Annotated in this window: 11 protein-coding genes and 1 tRNA gene; 5 read left to right on the top strand and 7 right to left on the bottom strand. The window is 64.7% G+C overall.

Features of this window, described 5'->3' with window-relative positions; all coding sequences use genetic code 11:
* Window positions 1-61 precede the first annotated feature (61 nt).
* The 4 genes from FHS87_RS07760 to FHS87_RS07745 all read left to right on the top strand — a co-directional run bounded on the left by FHS87_RS07760 (window position 62) and on the right by FHS87_RS07745 (window position 4075).
* A complete protein-coding gene (locus FHS87_RS07760) occupies window positions 62-580 on the top strand; it encodes a peptidylprolyl isomerase (RefSeq protein WP_456306608.1) in 519 nt (172 codons plus the stop codon).
* A 66-nt stretch (window positions 581-646) separates the two neighbouring features.
* Window positions 647-722 (top strand) — tRNA-Lys (locus tag FHS87_RS07755).
* A 1248-nt stretch (window positions 723-1970) separates the two neighbouring features.
* A complete protein-coding gene (locus tag FHS87_RS07750; protein WP_184515901.1) occupies window positions 1971-3341 on the top strand; it encodes a hypothetical protein in 1371 nt (456 codons plus the stop codon).
* Entirely contained in the window at window positions 3341-4075 is a 735-nt protein-coding gene (locus FHS87_RS07745; RefSeq protein WP_184515899.1) for a hypothetical protein, read from the top strand. Before FHS87_RS07750 ends, FHS87_RS07745 begins: the two co-directional genes overlap by 1 nt.
* A gap of 403 nt (window positions 4076-4478) precedes the next feature.
* On the opposite strand, the gene FHS87_RS07740 is transcribed toward FHS87_RS07745, so the two are convergent.
* The 3 genes from FHS87_RS07740 to FHS87_RS07730 are packed head-to-tail and all read right to left on the bottom strand — an operon-like array spanning window position 4479 to window position 14152.
* A complete protein-coding gene (locus FHS87_RS07740) occupies window positions 4479-9170 on the bottom strand; it encodes an ATP-binding protein (RefSeq protein WP_184515896.1) in 4692 nt (1563 codons plus the stop codon).
* Window positions 9163-10653 (bottom strand): hypothetical protein, encoded by a 1491-nt coding sequence (locus FHS87_RS07735; RefSeq protein ID WP_184515893.1) that lies wholly within the window; start codon window positions 10651-10653, stop codon window positions 9163-9165. The genes FHS87_RS07740 and FHS87_RS07735 overlap by 8 nt, the downstream gene beginning before the upstream one ends.
* A gap of 10 nt (window positions 10654-10663) precedes the next feature.
* Window positions 10664-14152 carry a Druantia anti-phage system protein DruA gene (locus FHS87_RS07730; RefSeq protein ID WP_184515890.1) on the bottom strand — a complete coding sequence of 1163 codons (3489 nt, stop codon included), beginning with the start codon at window positions 14150-14152 and terminating at the stop codon, window positions 10664-10666.
* A gap of 1077 nt (window positions 14153-15229) precedes the next feature.
* On the opposite strand from FHS87_RS07730, the gene FHS87_RS07725 reads away from it, so the two are divergent.
* Complete coding sequence (locus tag FHS87_RS07725) at window positions 15230-15553, top strand: hypothetical protein (protein ID WP_184515887.1); 324 nt, start codon at window positions 15230-15232, stop codon at window positions 15551-15553.
* 43 nt (window positions 15554-15596) lie between these two features.
* On the opposite strand, the gene FHS87_RS07720 is transcribed toward FHS87_RS07725, so the two are convergent.
* The 4 genes from FHS87_RS07720 to FHS87_RS07705 form a co-directional block, all read right to left on the bottom strand.
* Window positions 15597-16037 (bottom strand): hypothetical protein, encoded by a 441-nt coding sequence (locus FHS87_RS07720; RefSeq protein ID WP_184515884.1) that lies wholly within the window; start codon window positions 16035-16037, stop codon window positions 15597-15599.
* On the bottom strand, window positions 16034-16489 hold the full coding sequence (locus FHS87_RS07715) for a hypothetical protein (protein WP_184515881.1): 456 nt from the start codon (window positions 16487-16489) through the stop codon (window positions 16034-16036). The genes FHS87_RS07720 and FHS87_RS07715 overlap by 4 nt, the downstream gene beginning before the upstream one ends.
* A gap of 267 nt (window positions 16490-16756) precedes the next feature.
* Window positions 16757-18268 (bottom strand): DUF3631 domain-containing protein, encoded by a 1512-nt coding sequence (locus FHS87_RS07710; RefSeq protein ID WP_184515878.1) that lies wholly within the window; start codon window positions 18266-18268, stop codon window positions 16757-16759.
* Window positions 18265-19278, bottom strand: a complete 1014-nt coding sequence (locus FHS87_RS07705) for a DNA-primase RepB domain-containing protein (protein WP_184515875.1) — start codon at window positions 19276-19278, stop codon at window positions 18265-18267. Before FHS87_RS07705 ends, FHS87_RS07710 begins: the two co-directional genes overlap by 4 nt.
* Window positions 19279-19482 lie beyond the last annotated feature (204 nt).

Genomic DNA, 19482 nt, shown 5'->3' with positions numbered 1-19482 from the left:
ACACGCCATGCAGCGCCGGACCCTTCTCACCACCACGATCGCGACTGCCACGGGAGCCATGATGAGCGACGCCACCACGAACGAGGCCGAGGCCCAGGCCAATGCCGAGAACACCCTCTACCTCGACCTGAAGGACGGGCGGGTGACGATCGAGCTGCGCCCCGACCTCGCGCCCAAGCATGTGGAGCGGATCAAGACGCTCTCCTCCCAGGGCTTTTACGACAACACGCCCTTCCATCGCGTGATCGAGGGCTTCATGGCCCAGGGCGGCGACCCCACCGGTACCGGCACGGGCGGCAGCCAGATGCCCGACCTGGCCGCCGAGTTCTCTCCGCCGGCCAAGGCCCGCTTCCTGCGCGGCGTCTGCGGCATGGCACGTACCGGGAACCCGAACAGCGCGAACAGCCAGTTCTTTATCATGTTCGGCCCGTATCCGAGCCTGGACGGCCAGTACACGATCTGGGGCCGCGTGACCTCCGGCATGGAGCATGTGGACAAGATCAAGCGCGGCGCCGGCGGCTCCGGCACCGTCCAGAACCCCGACCGCATCGTGAAGATGCGCCCGGCGACGGCGGCCTGACTTCCGGGGCCTGATCTTCCGGCTTGACGTACGGGGCCCGGCCTTTCATCTGTCGGGCCCCCATTCGCGCCTGTAGCTCAGTCGGTAGAGCACGAGACTTTTAATCTTGGGGTCGTGGGTTCGAGCCCCACCGGGCGCACCAGATTTTCCCCCTATTTTGCTGAGGTTTTCCCGCGAGACCGGGCGGGGCTGCTTCCGGCGTACGGACTTCCGGAAGCACATCGGAAGCAGCCCCGGGTGGATGCCGCTTCCCGTGCGGCGGCCCGGCGCCCTGGAACGACGAAGGGCGACCCGAAGGCCGCCTTGCTTCCAGCACTTCAGTGACGCAGCCGTCTGATTCGGTGCAGCCTCATCCGCAACATGGCCACAGCTGATCGCCTCCGCTACGCGCAACTCCCGGACGATCGTGGCGCGGAGGTGCCGGGCCTGCGCATCGCCCACACCTTGTCCTAGCCTCGCGTCGGTGGCCCGTCTGGCCGCCCCGACAGTCTCGATGGCGTCCGACTCCATAGCGCCGGCCCGGACCCGCTCCGCGTCCTGCAAGGTGGTCAGCGCCGCCGCGCAGGCTGCAACCGCCCCGGCAGCAAGGGCGGGCCCTTGCGTCACCATTTCGTCTAGCGTGGGGGTAGCGGCTCCGGGCCCAGGCTCGTTCAGCGTAGCGACGGCGGCGTGACTCGGCACGCGCGAGGGCAGGGGGATGACGATCGACATAGCAGTTCCCATGAGCAGGACCAACCTATGATCGCGTCACGGTCAGATCAGGCCAGGGTCACCCCACCCCCAGGATCTGGACACCCCGGGGGCACCCCGCCACCCGGCGAAGGCAAGGCGCTCAGACGGGAACTCAGTCCTGACGTTTCGTGCGCCTCCGGGCAGGCTCGGTCGGGTGGAGAGCGCACGATGACACGAGTGGTGCCGTCGCGGGTTCAATGGACCTCGACGGGCGGGTTGGACGGATCGGCCTGGGTGGACGGCGCGCCCGCCGCCAAGGGCAGAATGGTTATCCGGTCAGCCTCGTCCGCCGGCGTTGACGGTCCAGTGTCATCCAAGGAGGACTTCAACTTGCGGCGCCACGCGGCTTCCCGAAGTACCGGCTTCACCGGACGGTCCGTCCTCAATCCCCCTACTATAGTGGTGGTTCAGATGACACGGGGCTGGCGGGCGACGTTCTCAGTTGACGCCGAGGCGCGGCCTACGTTCCGTGCCGAGATAACGAGCGTGCTTCCCCGTAAACGAGCATTCCGATAGCCTGCACGTATGCCCCGCTCCTGCACAGTCACCTCGACCATCGAGACGGGAAAAGAACGTCGAGATGAGGACGCGAACGCCGCCGGTGCTTGGAAGATGAACAGAGTGCCGTCAGGCTGATGCGTACCGTTTAGGATGCTCTATGGCCATCAATCGACATTCCCTCGCGACAATGGTTAGCGCAGAGAACACCTTGCGCGACTATCGTATCGTTGAGGGCATATACCTGCTTGGGAGCCTTTCTCGCGGCCTCACCGTGTTCGATCAGCAGGTCCGGGCGCACAACCTCGCTTGGGCGCTCTGGCGCGTACTAGAAGCCGAAAAGCAGGACGCTGATCCGATTAGAATTGCGGTGGTCGGTGGTGGAATCGCTGGCTTGACCCTCACCGCGTGCCTCTTGGCGCGCTCTAGTGCGTTCGTGGTTACGCAATTCGAGGAGCGGTGGGACCTCTGTCCTCTGCAGCAGGGATCGGATACGAGGTGGTTGCATCCCCACATCTATCGCTGGCCGAAACAAGGTAGCAGGGCACCAGATGCAGGCCTGCCTGTACTAAATTGGACAGAGGGACGAGCGTCCGACGTGTCGCGCGAGGTCTTGGAGGGCTTTGGCAACTACGCGCATCAGTATGGCGAGGGACGGCTCGCCCTTTACTTGGGGATGAACCACCTTAGAATCGGGGCTGCCGACCGAACCATCGAGTGGATGGGCCGCAAAGGCTGCAGGCGCGGGGCATACATTCAATCGGGTGAGCCTCACGGTGACCGTTGCGGTTTCGACGTAGTTATACTTGCTACAGGGTTTGGACTTGAAAAGGGAGCGCAGGAGGCTGAAGGATCCAACTCTTATTGGCGTAATGACCGATTAGGCCAGCCGCAACTCAGTGGTAGTAGAGCGACATATCTGGTCTCCGGCTTCGGAGACGGTGCGCTCGTTGATCTCTGCCGCTTGACAGTTGAACGTTTCCGTCAGGACACCATCCTTTACGAGCTTTTCGGTCACGAGCTGGAGATTTTCGAGGACGAACTGAGGGGGCACCTTGGCGAAGATTTTGGCCGTAGTGCCCAAAACGTCTACGACATCATGCAATGCAAACTTTCACCCGCCAGCCAGGAACTCATGCGCGCGGCTCGTCAGAATTTGCTTCAGCGCCTACGCAAGGACACGATCGTCATTCTGCACGCAAGCGGAAGGGACGGGACAAATACATCGCTCAGGGATCTGTTTGATCCACATAGTTCAGTATTAAACCGAACTCTGCTCTACCTCCTGTACCAATGTGGCGGTTTCGTTCTTTCCCTAGGTGAACTGGACGACGCCGTACGGGAATACGCAGTGCGGGACGACAAGGTGGTGAAGCGGTACGGAGCCGATACGCTCCAGGCAGTTAAAAGGCTATTTAGTGATCCGGACATTGTTTCAGCTAGGCTCGACGACATGAAAGCTAATGCGGGGCAAATTGCGGAACGACGCTGGCCGCTCGGCGCCTTTCCTCACATTTCAACGGTAGCCTAATGGCTGGTCCAGCGCAGTACGAGCATCCTGAGCCGGTGCCTACGGTCTCACAGCTATGTGCCCTGCCGTTCGTGGCTGCGGTTGCAGGCTATCTGACAGATACGGTCGGCTGCGGGTCAAAGGCGACCCGTGTGACCCTACATCGCGTCATGACAAGGGACCACGAAGCTTATCTGCAGCAGGTCTGCAGCTATGCGGGCGCCGAGTTCGATCATTCCAAGGCCGGACGTCTCTTCAATTCGACCGAGGGTATCATCGGCAAGGCGTTTTCGGAACGCGTCATCATCCGGACGCGGCACCTTAAGGATGAAAAGGAGTGGTGGCTTAGATACAAAGAGGATCGTGCCGCGGTAAGCGATACAAGCGGGGAGGTTGATCAGGTGCTCTCCTACCTGGCCGTGCCGCTTTTAAGCTCGGATGCGAAACTCACGGTGTGCGTGCTGTACGTGGAAGCCGGCGGGCTGAACGTATTCACCACTAACGATCAAACTACGACGGCGATTCGACCGACAACGGCGTTGGACACGGTGCTGGGAATGTGCGGTGGGTATTGCCGCACACTCGACAATTTAGCGGTGAGGCCGCTGACGCGGCTAAGGAATTATCCCCTACCCGCCGGCAAGCCTGTCAGTGGACACGTCACCGCGTATCCGCATCTTCAGGAGGCCATATCGGAACCAAAGCCACCGCGGTTCGACACTTTGACGTCATTCAACTTCGCGCCAACGACGTAAATGCTGTTTCTCGACTACCTATCTTGGTAGTCGTGGAACGTCAGCGAACAAAGTTTGGCGCACCCTCTTTAGTTTCCCAGACTAGGTGGATCCAACCCCACGGAATATAGTGCGAAAGTCCGTGCGCATCGAATATGCGGTGGCCGTGGCTTGCGCTTACATTCAGCTTTAGAGGCTGCTCAATGCGGATCACGTCACCGCCCGCGAACCTGTACTCGCGCCACCTCTCTGTCGAGATGTCCGTAAATTCTAGATCAGTATCATTTTTAAAACTTGAATTAGCCTCGAGGACGTAAGTCATGTCTGTCTCCCTCCAGGTGTTGGATGCAGTGTAAACGGAGTCACTTCGCTAGGGAATATATTCCGCAACCTCACTATACACTTCAGCCACGCCCGTTTCCTTTCAGGTATTGGAACAATGCTCCTCGTCTCCAGATCGCTCAAGAGATAACAATGACGTGACCCGCACCCGCCGCGCCCTGCTCGACGGCCTGTCACGATAGTAGCCGTCACCTCGTCCGGCTAGTTGCAAAAGATCTTGCGGGTCTACTGACACATTTGGCGCATTCCGCTTCGCCTCCTTCATGTCCATCGGTTTCAGGACGAGCCACGTAGCCGCATTCGCACGGACCTCCTCACTGAAGTGGTCGCTCATCTGTGATGCAAGCACCATTCCCAGGCCGAACTTTCGGGCTTCTGTGATAAGTTCGTTCAGGATGTTGTCCGACCGGTCCCGGTCACCACCACCAAGGCTCAGAATCTTCGCCTCGTCGATGATGACGAACAGCCGGAAGCGCTGTCGGTCGTCGGCCGGCTGGACGGGAATAGGGCCCCGCAAGCGTAGGACACGGAAGAGTTTCCGCAGCAACGTCTCCGTCGCAACGAACCGGATATCGTCTGGCAGCTTGCTCAGGTCCAGCCGCATAGACTTCGACAGGAAGTCGTCGACGGATACATGGCTGGTCCGCTGAAAGATGGGATGATCGAACAGTTGCTGGACGGCCGCCAGGCACCCCTCGATGGATGCGCGCTGATTCCGGCGGGCGTCATCCTCGCTCCACTCCCTGAGAATCTCCTGCACCACGCCGAAGGTGGGCACCGGCCGCGTCCAGGTCTGAGTTTCGTTATCCAGGATGCCTGCGCGGGCATACGCCTCCTCGAACGCTTCCCGCAGAATGGCGGACTGGCGATGCCCGAGTGACGGCACCGCTCGCTGTATCAGCGCGCGGAGCGACGCCCGCTGATCGTACAGGCCGCTTTCCTCAGCGCTCTGGGCATCGATCTCCATCGGGTTCAGGCCCATGGTGCTAAGCGATCCACTGGATAGCAGAATCGATTCCGTCCCTGGAAACTTCACGTCGCCATGAAAGTCGAACGTCAGAACTGGCACGCCGAACTGGTGGATGGATGATCCCAACACCTTCAGCGTTTCGGTCTTGCCGGAGCCTGAGGCGCCCAGCACCAGCAGAAAGCCGTTCGACTGACGGCCCGGCGACCAGACAACCGAACGTGAGCCGACATGTTCCGCGCCGAGTTGCACAGTCAGCAGTCCCGCGCTCGCCTCCGCGCCGGCTGTACCCATGACGCCGGGCACCTTTGGTAGGCTCGGCGGGGAGGGAACCTTCTCGGGCACGGGTGAACCGCCCTGGTCCTCCTCGAGACGCCGTTCTCCGTCAGCGCTACCGCTCTGCTCCGGCGGGACGTCCGCGCCGGTGCCGGACGGCGCTGTCGTGACCCGCCGCAGCATGTCGAGAGCGCTCAGCGGCTCGCCTAGCACGCTGCGCGCCTTGGCGACCGCCGGCGGAATTCCGGCGTCCTGCGCCTCCTCGCGCGTGGGGCGTAGGACCAACCCGACATCGGCGGCGGAAAGCGTCTCCACCTTGATCGGCACGCCAGCGACTGTCACGAAGGTCCGGCTGACCGTCTCGGCTACCGATGCAAGCTGGACATGCACGATCCGCCCGCCGAGGCGCACCGGGATCCGTCCGGCGAACGCGTCGTCCAGCAAAGCGTGCCAGCGCTCGACGAACCCGGATTCTTGATCCCTCAGGAGCGCCGTATACAGATGCTCGCGCAGCACCTCTCGGCGGGGATGCGCCAGTGGAGAGGAGGCTTCCGAGCTGAAGACCTCGGCGAGCGCCTGCAGAGTGGCCAGGACCTGACCAACCGCGCGCCCGGCAATCACCCCGTCATCGACCGAGTACGGGACCGCCTCGTCATGCGCCTTCACCTCAATCACGTCGATCCCGAGGCCGCCGCCCTCCTCACGCAACCCGAGCAGGTCGGCTTTCTCCTTCGAATGGTGCCCTGCCACTAGCCAGCGGGCGGCAGTCGGCGTGTCGAGGCTGACGGAGAGGCCGCTGGGCTGCTGAAGACGGTACCACCGCATCGCGATAAGCTTACCCAGAGAGCCCTTCACCTGCCTGTCGTGGTGCGAACTCGCCAGGCCGAGGATGCCATTCGGCTCCATCGCCACGAGATCGCGGGCGAGCCGCTCCAGCGTATCCGCGCTGGCGAGGAAATGGGTGCGCCTGAGTTGCTCGTCGAGGCGGGTGACGAACGGCGAAAGGTCATGGGCAAAGGTCGTCAGCTGACGGCCGCGGTCGATGCGGCGGTCGATGACCTCCGCCGATCCCAACCGGGGGAGCGGCACGCGGTGGGGATCGGCCAGCACGGTCCAGGTCGCCTGCGATGCGATCGCGTCCAGAATCTCCTTCACCTCCCGTACCTGCGGGATATAGGCAGGCGTCTTGCGCTGAAGCGCCGTATGTAGCAGCGCGGCCGCCGCGAGGTAGCCGCCGAAGACGTGCTCCTCAGCCACCGGGACGATCTGGATCTCCTTGCGAATCCGGTTAAACCGGTACTCGCAGGTGGGCATCCAAGGGCTGAGATCGTGGACCCCGGCGCGGGCGACGGGCGTGCTGCGTACCTCGAAGGGGTCGAAGATGACCGCCAGGTGCGCGGGCTCTTGGCCAAGCTCCTGCTTGAGATCCTCCGGGGCCATAAGCTCGGGGGTGACGCTGAGCGAGACCAGACCGCGCTCCTCGCCCCGGCGCAGTTGCTCGCGGACCGTCTCGTCGAGATCGAGCAGGTCGTTAGCCCAGCCGCGCGTGTCCGCATGCGTATAGCGGATCCGAATATGCAGTCCCGAGTAGCCGGTCCCGCCAATATCCTGCTCGGATTCCAGGCCGCCAAGCAGCGCCTCCACGCACTTGCTCGGCCGCGGCGGATCGATCAGCACCACCTGCAGCCCGGACCGGGCATAGGGCCGGAGCTGAGCGAGCCGGCTGGCCACGTCACTGATCGTGCGCAGACCGTCCGTCTCGAGCAGGCCGCGGGGAGTGGCCCGGAAGATAGGGAGGCGGCCGATCGTGCCCGCCTGGCCCAGCATCGCCGACTGGGCAAGCCCGGTCGTCTGTTGCGGAAGGACCAGGATCTGCAGCAATTGGATCTCGTCGGCGCATGCCTCTTCGACCGTCTGCATCTCCCGGGTGGAGAGGGTGCGGGCAAGACCCCGGATATCCCGGACGATGGTGACGCTGCGCCACAGGTAGAGGGGGTGAAGCGGGGACATGACCGCCTCCACCACTTCGCCGCGGCGGTAGACGTAGAGTTCGAGCGCGAGAAGGCCGCTCAGCACGGACTCGGCTTCGTAGTCGGCGGCGGCGATCATATCCGCGTAGCAGGCCGACGTCAGGCGCAGCAGTTCCTCATAGGTGGCCAGATACTCCTCCAGCGCCTGTTGCAACTCGGGCTTGCCGGCCAGGAAGGAAATCGGCGAGATCGCCAATTCCGCGGCAAACGGCAAAAACAGCGCGCGTAGATCCCGCAGGCGCTCCACCTCTCCGACCAACCCAGACGGCACTACCTCTTCCGCGGCAAAGGCGCGGAGCCTCTCCAGCACCGGCTCGATCTGGAACGGCTTCCAGTTCTTAAACGCCGAGATCTCAAGCAGCGCCTCGGGCTTGTCGCTTTCCACTTCGATGAGGCCGCCCCAGTCCTGCGCGGTGGATCGGGACCGTACCAGGTTCAGTAGGTCGCGGTTGGTCTCCACCACGCTGATGCTCGCCGTGGAGCCCGTCCGCTTCACATCCTGGTCGGCGACCCGTACGTCGCCTTCCAGCGCCGCGGCGGCAATCTGGGAAATCTCCTCGGCGACATCCGACAGATCGGTGTCGTTACCTTCCATCAACAGGCGGCTGACAGCACGCTCGACCTCTACACGCGGCAGGCCGCCTGGCTCGGGGCGCACCCCCGGCTGGATCTTGGCCCGCCAGAGCAGGCTAGCGGTCTCGAGATCGAGGTTTGAGAAGTCCGAGGTTAGGGCGGCCTGGCGCAGGTCTCGAAGCACCCGGTTCGCGGAAAGGCGCTCAGGTCCCTGCAACTTGCGGATATAGTCACGCAGCCGCGTCCAGTCCTCGTTGGTCGCCCGCCGGAGCTGGTCCGCGAACTCCCGGTTCACCAGCAGTTTGCGCAGAACGCTTTTCTCTCCCTTCTCGTCGGCGAGGCGGGAGTCCGGAAGGAGACCAAGCAGATGCAGTCGGCCGGGCGCCATCACCGACCGGTCTGTCGGCAGAATGTCGGCCAGTTCGTCGGCAAACTGCACCATGTCTTTCAGCGAGATGCGCAAGCGGGGATTTCGGCCCAGCACGTTCCACAGCGTCTGAAGCCAGATCACCTCGGCCCCACCCGCCTCGCGGCCGCAGAGGCGCCGCACTAGGTCCGCCTCGCCGGCGGTCCGGAAATCGCGCAACGATGCGGCTTTGGAAAGCGGGTGCTCTGAGATCACGGCGATGGTGCGCAAACGGTCATTCCGCCATCGCACCGCATCTTCCTCCCGCTCCGAGAGGAACGCCGCTAGGCTCGGGTTCGCCGCCCTGGCCGCAGCCACCGGCGCAGCTTGATTGACGAGAGAGAGCCTCAGTTCCACGCCGCGCCGCGATGAGACCCGCCCCGCCGCAGCGGCGAGGACGCCATAATCAAGCGGCTTTACGTCGCGCACGACCACGCCGAACTCGCCTCGCTCAGCGGCACCGAGCAGTTCCTCGACTAGCAGTACGCTGATACGACTCGCGACTGTGACAGATTCAGCCATGCCCCTGTCCACCTTCCATCACCCCAACGACCGCCACGCTGTCCGCCAGCCGACGGGCCATGCCCAGCGACTCCAGCCGGGAGAGGAGCCGCTCACTGTTCAGCGCGAGGCTAGCGCTATCGACTTCCACACCCGCGGCCGCCAGTAGCGCGCCATCCTCCGGACGGCCGCCCGCGATGATGCCCCACCGTTCGTACAGCGCGTCCAGGAAATCGCGGTACTCGAGCTGCCGCCCGGTGGCATCGAACGTGCTCACCGTCAGTACCTCCAGCGTCCGGTCCGCCGGAACCAGTCGCTTGTTCGGGTTCTTCTGCTGAGGGTAGAGCAGGCCGCAGCGGACACCGAACAGACGCAGGAAGCCGTCGAGGCTGCGGCCTCCGCTACCATCTACCCGTTCCACCAGTTCCTTCGGCAGGTCGGTGCCCATGCTGCCGCCCACATCCTTGATCTCGTCCATCACTTCGGCAAGGAGCTTAGCATCATAAGTGTTCTTCTTGCCGCCATGCGTATTTGCCAGTTCTGCGACGGCTGCCGCCGGATCCTCGGCCCATCCGGGCTGCACCCCGGCCAGCAGATCGGCCAGCACGGCCGCCATATAGGCGCGGCTGTCGTCCATCAGGCGCGTCACCAGTGTTTCGCTAGCGGCGGCGACCGGCAGCGCCTTGGATCCGCTGGCGTCGAGAAGAAGAAGCCGCCGCGGCGAGCCGGTCCACTCGGCCGCCCTGGACGCGGCGTGTAAGAAGATGCTCATGGAGGCAAGCGTGACGATACGCTGAAGCGTCGCGATCGGGTTCGGGCGTGCCTGCCGCTCGTACGTGCCCAGATCGGCGGCGGCGGCACGAAGACCGGCCGCGACCGGCGACGGACGACCAGGCGTGAGGTCCGCGTAAATCCATTCACGCTTGCGCCAGGGCTTCAGATCATCCGAGAGCGGCGCCAGCACCGCAGTCAGGTCATCGACGATAGACAGATCGCGATCCCCGGCGCTCGCCTCCTTCACGAGATCGAGCAGCGCGAGGCGCTCCGTGTCGCCCCAGCCGGACCAGAGGCGATGCACAAAGTCCCCTGCATGGTCGTCCGACGGGTCGACGGTGACCGTGAGGGCCGTCGGCGACGAGAAGGAAGAATGCTCCGGGGACTTGCCGAAGGCCGCGCCATCTGAGGCGAGGATCGTGCGCAATAGCGGAAGCACGCGCGTTACCAGGGCTGAGCAGCGGAGGTCCCGCTCCTCACCCAGGCGGCCCCACCGGTCGCGGCTGGCGTCGAGCATGGCTTTCGTCGCGGTGAGGCGGGTCTCCGACGACTGGCTCGACGCCGTTGCGGTCATCAGCCTCTCGATGTCTAACATCCGCCCGGTCGTGCCGTGCTCCGTGCGCATCAGCGCATTGGCGACGTGAACCGGCCGGAGCTTGCCCTCCATCATTCCGATGCCATGCCGGCGCCGAAGTTCCTTGCCGATAACCTCGTGAAGAAAGGCTTCCATGGCGTCGCTCCTACTCGGCGCTGTCGTAGCGGCGCTGGGCCAGATCCACCCGGACGCGCACCTGCAGGTCGGATGTCGGGTCGAGCATCTCGATGGTCCGTACAAAGGATCCGGCCTCGGCATGCTGGGCCAGCGCGTCGTTAAAGCGCCCAAGGCGGCGTCCAAGATCATCCGAGGACTCTCCGGACTCCGCCGACATGAGGTGGAGCAGCAACCGCCGGTCCACTCGCAGATTGGCGAAGCGCACATGGTCCGGAGGCGCCAGCAGCAGATGGTCCGCCACCTGGTTGCCGAACGCCGCCCGCAGGGCCGGCGCCAGCCGGGGCTTGAACAAATGGAGCCGCAGGTTCGAGACCGTGCGTCCGGACACCATGGCGCGGCCCTGCGCCCGGGGCGAGTAGGCCAGGCGCGTCCAAAGACGCAGGAGGTCATGCTGGTTCCGGTCCGCCTTGTTCCACCAGCCATTGATCAGGGCGATCAGCCTGCCGGCCCGTAGCTGGGTGCTGAGAGTAGGGTTCTGCAGATCGGCGAACGCCTGGTCCGCACGCGTAGCATGCCGGAGCCGTCCCACCGGATGCTCGAAGTACCACCGTCGCTTCAGGGAAATGAAGGCATCCGTCGCCTCCGCCTCATCGACACGCCGGACGGAATCGAGGTCGCGCTGCAGCACAGGCGACAATTCATGTCCCGCGAACGCTTGCGGCTCATAGTTGCCGCGCCAGAGATCCTCATCTACCCGCGGCTCGGTCTGGCGCACCGGATCGAGACCCGCCTCGATCTGCTCGAAGATGGCGCCCTGCCCCTCGAAAGCCAGCCAGGAGTAGCGGGTCACCTCGGATGGCGGCTCCGCCATCAGGTCGGCGCATTTGCGACCGCCAAAGATCATATAGGAGACGAAGCCAAGCACCTCGCGGAAGGTGGCGCGCAAGCCGCGCTCGCCGACCCGCTCCAGCAGCGTCACGGTTCGCGCCTTCACGCGCTCGTGGCGCAGCATGGTACGGTTCACATGGACTGGGCAGGCGGCCACATGCGGGCAACTGGCGCAGTTCTCGTACCAGACGTCATCGGTGAGCTTGTCGATGATCTGTCCGACCAGGTCGGGCGCTAGCGTCCGCCGCAAGCTCAGGTCGATGACGACCGTCGCGCCCGGCTGAGGGGTGAAGCGTTCATCCGTGGTCTCGTCGACGGGGACGTAGGTGACCAGCCCGAGCAACTGCTCCTGGACGTCGGCCAGCCATGGCGCGTTGCCAGAGTGCTGCCGGATCAGTTCGATCAGCGGCCCTTCATTGATCGCAATGCAGAATGGGGCCTTCGCCTCGCGGGCCTCGCTCCATCGGGCGATGATCTCGTCATAGGTGACTGCGCTGGCATCGCTGATCGTGTGGGCATTGGCTGCCTTAAGATCGCTATAGAGAAGGCGGATGGTGTGCGTCTTGCCGTCACCGGCGTTGCCGGTGATGACGACGGACCCGCCCGCCTTGATGATTCGCCGCACCACGTCATCAAGCTTGGTGCGAATATTGAGTTCCCGGAGGCGCCTGATCGTAACATGATCGCTGTACGCACTCTCGTCGCGGTACAACTGTCGCACAAAGGCAAGCTTCTCGTCTTCCGCGGCGGGCGTCATCGAGCCTTTCTCCTGGTGTACCAGTTGCAGCAGGTCCGGCATCGCCGGGTCGATCCGTTCGGGAATAAGGCGCGACACCCGCTCTCTCATGGGCGAGGACGCGCCGACCGCCGCCAGCGCTGGCGCGTGCGAGAGACGGCTGGAAAGCCACCGGCGACGCCAGTAGTCCGCAATGCGCGCCGCCGCGGCAGGTTCGTCCGGGACGTGGAACTGAGCGGCACGATCGATGCCGAGCAGCACGCGCGTCGTGTTCCGAGCCAGGCGGATGCCGTAGACGATCCGCTGAGTGCCGTGATTGAGAATGTTGGAGCGGTTCAGGCCTAGCGCGGCGAAGCCTTCTCGCAACTGCCGTAGTTTGGGACTTTGCCCTTCGCCGAAGACAAAGTTGACGTTGCGGTACTCCCGGATAGCCGCAGCCAGCGCTTCCAGCGCCGCCTCTGTCGCGCCGCTCAGGTTCGGCGACCCGTACCCTTCGGAGACGCCGAGTTCCTCGTATCCGACCGCCGTCGACTGGCCGTCGCAGGTACCGGCCGGCAGCTTGACCCGGTTGTATTGTGATGAGTGGCCGGGATAGAGACTTGTCGTGCCGAGAAACGCCAGCATCGGTGGCTTCGTGACTGGCCGGCCTGCCATCTGGCTCGCGATGATGCTGTAGGCGTCGCGGTAGCGCTCCTCATAGTCACGCCGCACCTGCGGATCGAGCATCATCAGGCAGGCCAGCTTGCCGCCTAGGATATGGTTGTATGGTGGCACCGCCCCGCAAACGGTAATCTCCATCATGCCGGTCGCGGAGAAGCGCTTTTTCAGTTGGCGCAAGGCATGGTTGAGCGTCCAGGTACCGTCCGTCGTCTCCGCAAGCTCGGCCGTCGAGCGTGCCTGCGTCAGGATGTCGTGCATGCGCAGCAACGTGCGCACGAGCCGGGCGCGCTTAGCGACGAACAGCGGCGAGCGGGCGAGCGTCTCGAGATCCGCCTCCTCCACGTCATGGACCCGGCCGGTGAGGGTCTCGTCCTCGTCGATGTCGCGCAGCCGTTCCGCGCGGTCGCCGACCGCCTGCTGCTCGATGCGGGCGAGACGGTCGAGCAAAGCTTCCGGCACGCTTTCCGGCAGTTCCGCCGGCACGGGAAGGTCAGCGATGAATACCTCGCCGTAATCCTCGCGTACGCGTGCCCGCAGCGCGTCCAGAACTTCCTCGTCGCTGATCCGGTCTACTGCAGGAGAGTCGCCGGACGGCGACAACGCCTTCTTCAGACCGTCGAGGGTCCATCCCAGTTGGTCGTCCCGCGGCCCGAGTTGCATTACGGCATTGCCGAGCGCGGTGATGCCGATGACGGGGTGGTGAGGCCGCGCGGCGTCACGGATGAGATAGAACAGGTTGCGGCCGGGAGAACTGCGGTACCGGCTCGCCCAGGTGTGCCGGAAGTAGCGCCAGATATCCATCAGGCGCAGTCGGGTATGCTCGTCCCGGGCGTCCGCCGTCACCAGTTGAAGGTAGGGCTGGCACACCTGGGCCAATGCCTGATCTCGTGCGGCGCCCTGGAGGCGCGCGGCGGACCGAAGATCGGCGGCCAGTTGACGGCCGTCCGCGATGAGGTCGGTCACCGGCCGCGCCCCGGAGGTACGACCGGGGCGCTCCAGGGAGATGATGAACTTCCGCGTCGCCGGTTCGGACAATTGATCGTCCCGGCCAAATTCGAGCTGACGGCGGGCACTCTCCTTGGACACCACGCCGGGCGCGCCAGGGCGGACATACAGGTATCCTGCCTCTACTCGCGTATGCCAACCGAGGGAGATTAGGTCACGCAGGACCAGCGCGGCGGCCCGAAGACGCAGATTGACCGTATTATGCGCCGGCGTCTCCGCAAGCAGCACATCCAGCTTCGCGAGCGCCCCCTCCGGTTTCTCGGACCCGACCCTAACAAGCTCCGCGTATCGGTCAGGAGACAAATCAGGTGCAAAGTAGCGCCAGTTACCCGTTCGGATATCCTCCGCTAAAGCTTCAGCGTACTGTCTGGCCTGTCCCCCCGCTTGCACGCAACCTCACAAATTCTGCTAGTACCCCTACTCCGGCAGTAGCCGAAACATCGCGCGGGGCCAATGCTGTACGGTATTCGTTCCTTCAGTTTGGGCCGGATTGTGCTTTGCTAAGGCGGACATGTAGCGCGAGCGAGGGCATGTCGATCGCCCTTCATGCGGCGTGCTCGACCTCACGCCCGTTGCCCCAAGCCGAATGGTTGCGAAACCCGCATCTTGCTCGAGCCGAGGTCCGAGCCGAGTCCCCACTTCGTCCACAACGTAAGCGGATGATCGCGATCCTGAGCACCGGGGCATTGGTTCAGGCCATCCGGGCCTGATCACCCTCATCCATCTCACTGACCTGCTGTCAACCCCGCTTAGTTTCAGCCAGTCCCAGGATCGCCGTCGCGTTATCCCACGGCCTTGGTTGGAACCGGCTCTTCCACGCAGAGCCTCAATCCAGGACGGCAGGCCGGAACCCATAGCTGCCATCCAGTTGCTCGAAACCGCTGTGCAGAGGTACCAGGCCGGCCCATCCTCCCTCACTGCACTACAGTGGTTGGTTCAGTTGGCACGATTCTGGGCAGCGGGTGGCCGAGCAACGCGGATACGGCGTCCGCATTTCGTACTCAGGCAGCGTGCGTTCTTCCTTGGCAACGAGCACTCGGATATTCTGCACGGATGTCCCGCCCATGCTCAATCTGCCGGAACAGTGACAGCCAGCGCACCGCCGCGGCGATGTTGGCCGAGGGGGCGACAGATCAGGCGGTGGCAACGCGCCTCGGCGTCGGCCGGATGGCGGTAGCCCGGCACCGCGTGAACCACATACTTACTCCAACGAAACATCAACTCGAAATTCTCGGGAAGGGCGCCGCGCCGCGCGGGGAACGTCAGCAGCTCGCCGCAGCGGCCGCGTCGGATGCCCCCTCAGCCATGGACCGCGTGAACGCACTTTTCGGGGCCGGCGCCTCGGCGGAGCGACTGCTTGCGGTCGCGGAGAGGCTTGAGCGGCTGGCGGTGGCCGCGGAGGCCGCCGGGTCCAGCAACGCGGTGGCGCAGCTGGCAGCCCAGCAGCTCCGGGGCGTGGAGGTAGGGGCCCGGCTGGCAGGTGCGGGCGGCTACGCCCCGGGGAAGGGGCCGGGCGAGGGCGCCAGCCCCGGCGCGCAGTTCTCGGTGAATATCCACATTGGCGGTGAGCGGGTCGTGAGCGTTCGGGCGGCGCTGGACGGTCAGCACGTGGAGACCGCAGCGGACTAGCGGGCGGGAGACGACAGGCGGCTCCGCCCGGCAGGAGAATGCCTCAGGCCGCCGCACGTAGCCTTTTTATGATGCCGATGATGAAGGCCGCCACAGTGGCACCCGCCGACTGCTCCATTGCCTCATGGACGATCCCCATAGCGTCGTCTCGCTGCGTCTCATGGGTGTACTTGCCCATTGCTCGCGCGAGTGCCGCCAGCTCCGCGAAGAGACGCTCCAGGACGGGGTCAGCAAGGTCGGCGGGCTGCTCCAGCACGTGCCACTCCAAGTGGCGGGCCATGGCATCCAACGCCGCCTCCCCGGCCAGAAAGGAGACGGCATAGAGGTGAGCTTGCCGTGCGGCGGTGACCCGCGGGTCGCGCCAGTCCGGCGGCAGCGGATCGTCCAGCAATTCGGCTAGGCGTGCTGCAATCTCATCGTCCTGCGTCATAGCCCGCGCCGCCTTCACGTCCTTTGCCGTGTTGCGCACCGCCTGATCGATCATGGCTCGTCCTCCTCGGTGTGTTGATGCGGCCAGCTCTCTCGCGCCGCAGCGTCGGCAAGCGCCTCCGCGCGCGATAGATCACGCTCAAGCCAAGGTTCTGAGGTGGATGGTAAGTGATACCCATCCATTGTGGTGCCGTAGTGCTGCGGAGCATCCTCGGACCCCACGATCTTCAGCATTCGCCCATTCAGGCGGCGGACCTGCCGGTACACGGACACCTGCTCGGATCGCAGCGGGATCACTCGCCATGGAGTATCGGGCAGGTTCGGTTTAGGTGCAGGGGGACCGCACGCGGCACCCCCATGAAGCACATCCGCGAACTCCCCTATGTCAAGCTTGGGGAGCATCGCCTGGAAGTCGCGGGCTCCGACTTCGCTCGCTCCCGGTAGATCCGACTGGATAAGCCGGAGCATGCGCAGGATACGCTGGAATGCGCTGACGTCGCGCATCATGGGCACCTCTCAATCTCAGGGCGGGACGGACCGTGCGTGTTGCTGCAAGCCGACGAAATCGCCTGAGGGCCCCTCCCTAGGAGGTCCAGGGTGCAACACTGCAACAAGGGCCGAAAAATCTAGCATCTGCTGGCGTTTTCGTGTTGCAGGCACTTCCACGGTCCTGCAGCGCGACGATCAAGCTGCAACATCGAAAATCCCAGTAAAGTCTGGTGTTTTTGCACGGTGTTGCAGTGTTGCACCCTGGAAAGGGGGAGGGTGCCCCGATCACAGATATTGCCGGAACACGACCTGCAACCGCCGGATGGAATAAGCCCGCACCACGCCCACCCCGCTTACCCGGTGAGTCTCTGGCGCGACCTCGAAACCCTTGAGCAACCCCGCCAGCCGGGCGGCCGAGAGGCCGCGGCCATCCTTACCGTACTCAGGCCAGGGGCGGTGCTCCATCTTAACTAACTCCTTCACGAGAGTGTCAGACGGGATGTACCGCGAGACCATCGGGCGCGGCCCTGTTCCCCCTGCTCGCCCCCACTTGAGAATGGCCAGCGCCTCCGGTCCCCGTATCTGGCCCACGATCTCCCGCAGGTCCGCCAGCAAGGTTTCCCGCTGCGAAGGGGCATCGGCCCCACCGGACATGAACAGCGCCGCCGCGCGGGCCCGCGCGGGCCAGTCGCTCCCGGCCGCATCGGCAAGAGCCAGGAGGGGTTCCCAGCAATCCTGCGCTCGGTCGTGGAGACCGGCGGGGATGGCTGTGGTGCCGACCTCGAGCGCTGCTTGTATGGTGGGAGCGTGGGCGACAAGATGCGGCACCACGGTCCCACGCAGCTTTGCAAGTTCGCGGAAGCGCAGCGGCTTTCTGCCGGCGCCGCGTCCCGGCGCACGCTGCAACCGCACAATGATGGAGCGGTCCAGCACGGTGTCCGGCAGCCCGCCGATACCCGCCAGCGCCATAGGCGCGAAGGTAGAAAACTCAGTTTCCACCCAACCCCTGCCGTCAGGAGTGGGGGACGATCGCATCACAGACCCGTTCCGCGCAAAGCCCGAGTTCAGCAGGCCACGCATCGCCTCGTCCTGCCTGAGCCACGCATCTACCTCGTCGCACAGCAGAGTCGGGTGCTTGCTCTCGATCACGCGGAAGAGGCTCGACGGTGACGCACTATCCACCCGGAGGGGCACGGACGAGAGCGCAGCGACGGTCTCCAGAAGGGTAGACTTCCCGCACCGCTTGGTCGGGCTGGTGATCGCGAGGCGAGGGTACAGCGGTGCATCCTCAAACCCGAACGTGCCAGCGCACCAGAGGGCGGCAGCGTCGGCCTCGCGCTGATCGAACACGACCTGGCGCATGAGGACACGCGCCATGCCGTCGAGCACCTTGTGGAGCGCGTCGGGGGTGGAGCGCGGGTCAGGGTTCTGAAGGCCGCTTGCGGGGCGAGCACCCGCCGCCGCCTGACCTGCCGGCGCTAGGGCGGCGCGCGCCTGGAGCATCTGCTTGAGGTACGCTGCTGCGTCGAAGCCGGTAGCCTTCGCGATGGCAGCGGCCAAGGGCTTCAGGACAGGCAGGGGTGCAGCAGAGTGGACAATCTCCGTCACCAGGGCGTCCGCGTCGGCAATCTTCGAAGGTGACGCCGACAGAGCCCCGGCGCGGGACATGAAGGCTGCGTAGCTGGCGTCGGGACTGTCTGGCGGTTCGCAGCGGGCAACGGCCGGATCGCTCGGCTGCAAGGCGATTTCCAACCCGTCGAATGTGAGGACCTGGTCCTTGGACGCGACGGCGTTCATTGGCCGGCACCGAATGCGGCGCCGAGGCGGGTGGCGTGATCCGTCACTGAGCCGGCGGTCTTCTCCGCCTCGCGCTGCAAGACCCACGCCGCCAACTCATCCACCTGTCGGGCCAGATCCTCGGCCGTCGTGTCCGTCCACGCCGCGATGGCATGGGGCAGAACCCCCGCCCGCATGTCGGCCGGGCCCCACCCAGCGGCCGCCAGTCGGGCGATGATGGCGCGGAGCATGAGGTACCGCTGGCCCTGCTTCGCCGCCGCGATGGCGGCCGGAATGGCGCGGCTGAACAGCCCGCCGCACCGGTGCAGCGCCGCGCGGAACTCCGCCGCCTGCGGGCTCGCCTCAGCGCTCCGCTGTGCGCCACGCCCCGCGCCGCCGCCGCCGCGATCAGCAGGACCGAATGAAGGGTTGCCGGCGCCGGGCGGATAGGCGGCGCGCAGTTCGGCATAGCTGTAGCGGTGCCCCGTCGCGGCCACCTCGCGCACGAGGAACGGCGCGCCCTTGCGGTGGATGAAGCCGGGCAGGCGCATGACGCGTGGGAGGTCACACACCGCGGGGTCGGTGCCGAGCGCCGCCGCGATGGCGCGTTGCGCGGGCGTGAAGGCGTCAAGCGGGAAGTCGTTCACAAACCAGTAGTAATGGCGCTTGCCAGGGCTGGTCTCTACAACGGTAGAAGGTACGCAGCCGTGCCGGTCAATCTCTGCCTCTACAGCACCACAGCGGAGAGGGTCGTCGTTGTCGGCGGCCAGGGCGTCCACACGCTCCACGTTCTCAGCCTTCCGTCGGGCGTTGTGGCGAACCTTGTTCAGCGGCTTGAAGATGCCTGCACCCTGCGCGTTCAGCCTCTCCAGCTCAGGCAGGAGTTGCTCGAACGAACCGTGAAGTGTGCGGGCGAGGCGGGGGTTCTTGCCCGGCCCGTCATCGAAGGTCTGGACGCAGATTGATGTATTAGGCGCGGCGGAGCGGGCGAGGAAAGCCCGTGTAAAATCGGGCTGTGTCGTGTTACTCATCTGATCTCCACTACAGTAGCGGTTGTTCAGAGCGGCGGGGCTGTAGGGGCTCCGCCGTTTCTCTCAGGCGGCCTGCTGGCCACCCCCGGCGTTCGCCTCCATCCACGCCTCTAGGGTCAGGACTCATTGATCCAGAAGAGGATGGTAGCGGCGAGGCAGATGGCGGACATGAAGGTGTGGGCGCATCGGTCGTAGCGCATGGCG

The organism is Muricoccus pecuniae, assembly GCF_014199205.1.
GTDB classification, from domain to species: domain Bacteria; phylum Pseudomonadota; class Alphaproteobacteria; order Acetobacterales; family Acetobacteraceae; genus Roseomonas; species Roseomonas pecuniae.
Note: the sequence above shows the minus strand (reverse complement) of the source record. Positions and strands in the feature narration are given on the sequence as shown.

Bases quoted from the DNA above. Each gene is read 5' to 3' on its own strand.
- FHS87_RS07740 (WP_184515896.1), bottom strand. From the start codon at position 9,170: ATGGCTGAATCTGTCACAGTCGCGAGTCGTATCAGCGTACTGCTAGTC.
- FHS87_RS07715 (WP_184515881.1), bottom strand. From the start codon at position 16,489: ATGATGCGCGACGTCAGCGCATTCCAGCGTATCCTGCGCATGCTCCGG.
- FHS87_RS07760 (WP_456306608.1), top strand. From the start codon at position 62: ATGAGCGACGCCACCACGAACGAGGCCGAGGCCCAGGCCAATGCCGAG.
- FHS87_RS07710 (WP_184515878.1), bottom strand. From the start codon at position 18,268: ATGAACGCCGTCGCGTCCAAGGACCAGGTCCTCACATTCGACGGGTTG.
- FHS87_RS07725 (WP_184515887.1), top strand. From the start codon at position 15,230: ATGGACCGCGTGAACGCACTTTTCGGGGCCGGCGCCTCGGCGGAGCGA.
- FHS87_RS07720 (WP_184515884.1), bottom strand. From the start codon at position 16,037: ATGATCGATCAGGCGGTGCGCAACACGGCAAAGGACGTGAAGGCGGCG.
- FHS87_RS07705 (WP_184515875.1), bottom strand. From the start codon at position 19,278: ATGAGTAACACGACACAGCCCGATTTTACACGGGCTTTCCTCGCCCGC.
- FHS87_RS07750 (WP_184515901.1), top strand. From the start codon at position 1,971: ATGGCCATCAATCGACATTCCCTCGCGACAATGGTTAGCGCAGAGAAC.
- FHS87_RS07745 (WP_184515899.1), top strand. From the start codon at position 3,341: ATGGCTGGTCCAGCGCAGTACGAGCATCCTGAGCCGGTGCCTACGGTC.
- FHS87_RS07735 (WP_184515893.1), bottom strand. From the start codon at position 10,653: ATGGAAGCCTTTCTTCACGAGGTTATCGGCAAGGAACTTCGGCGCCGG.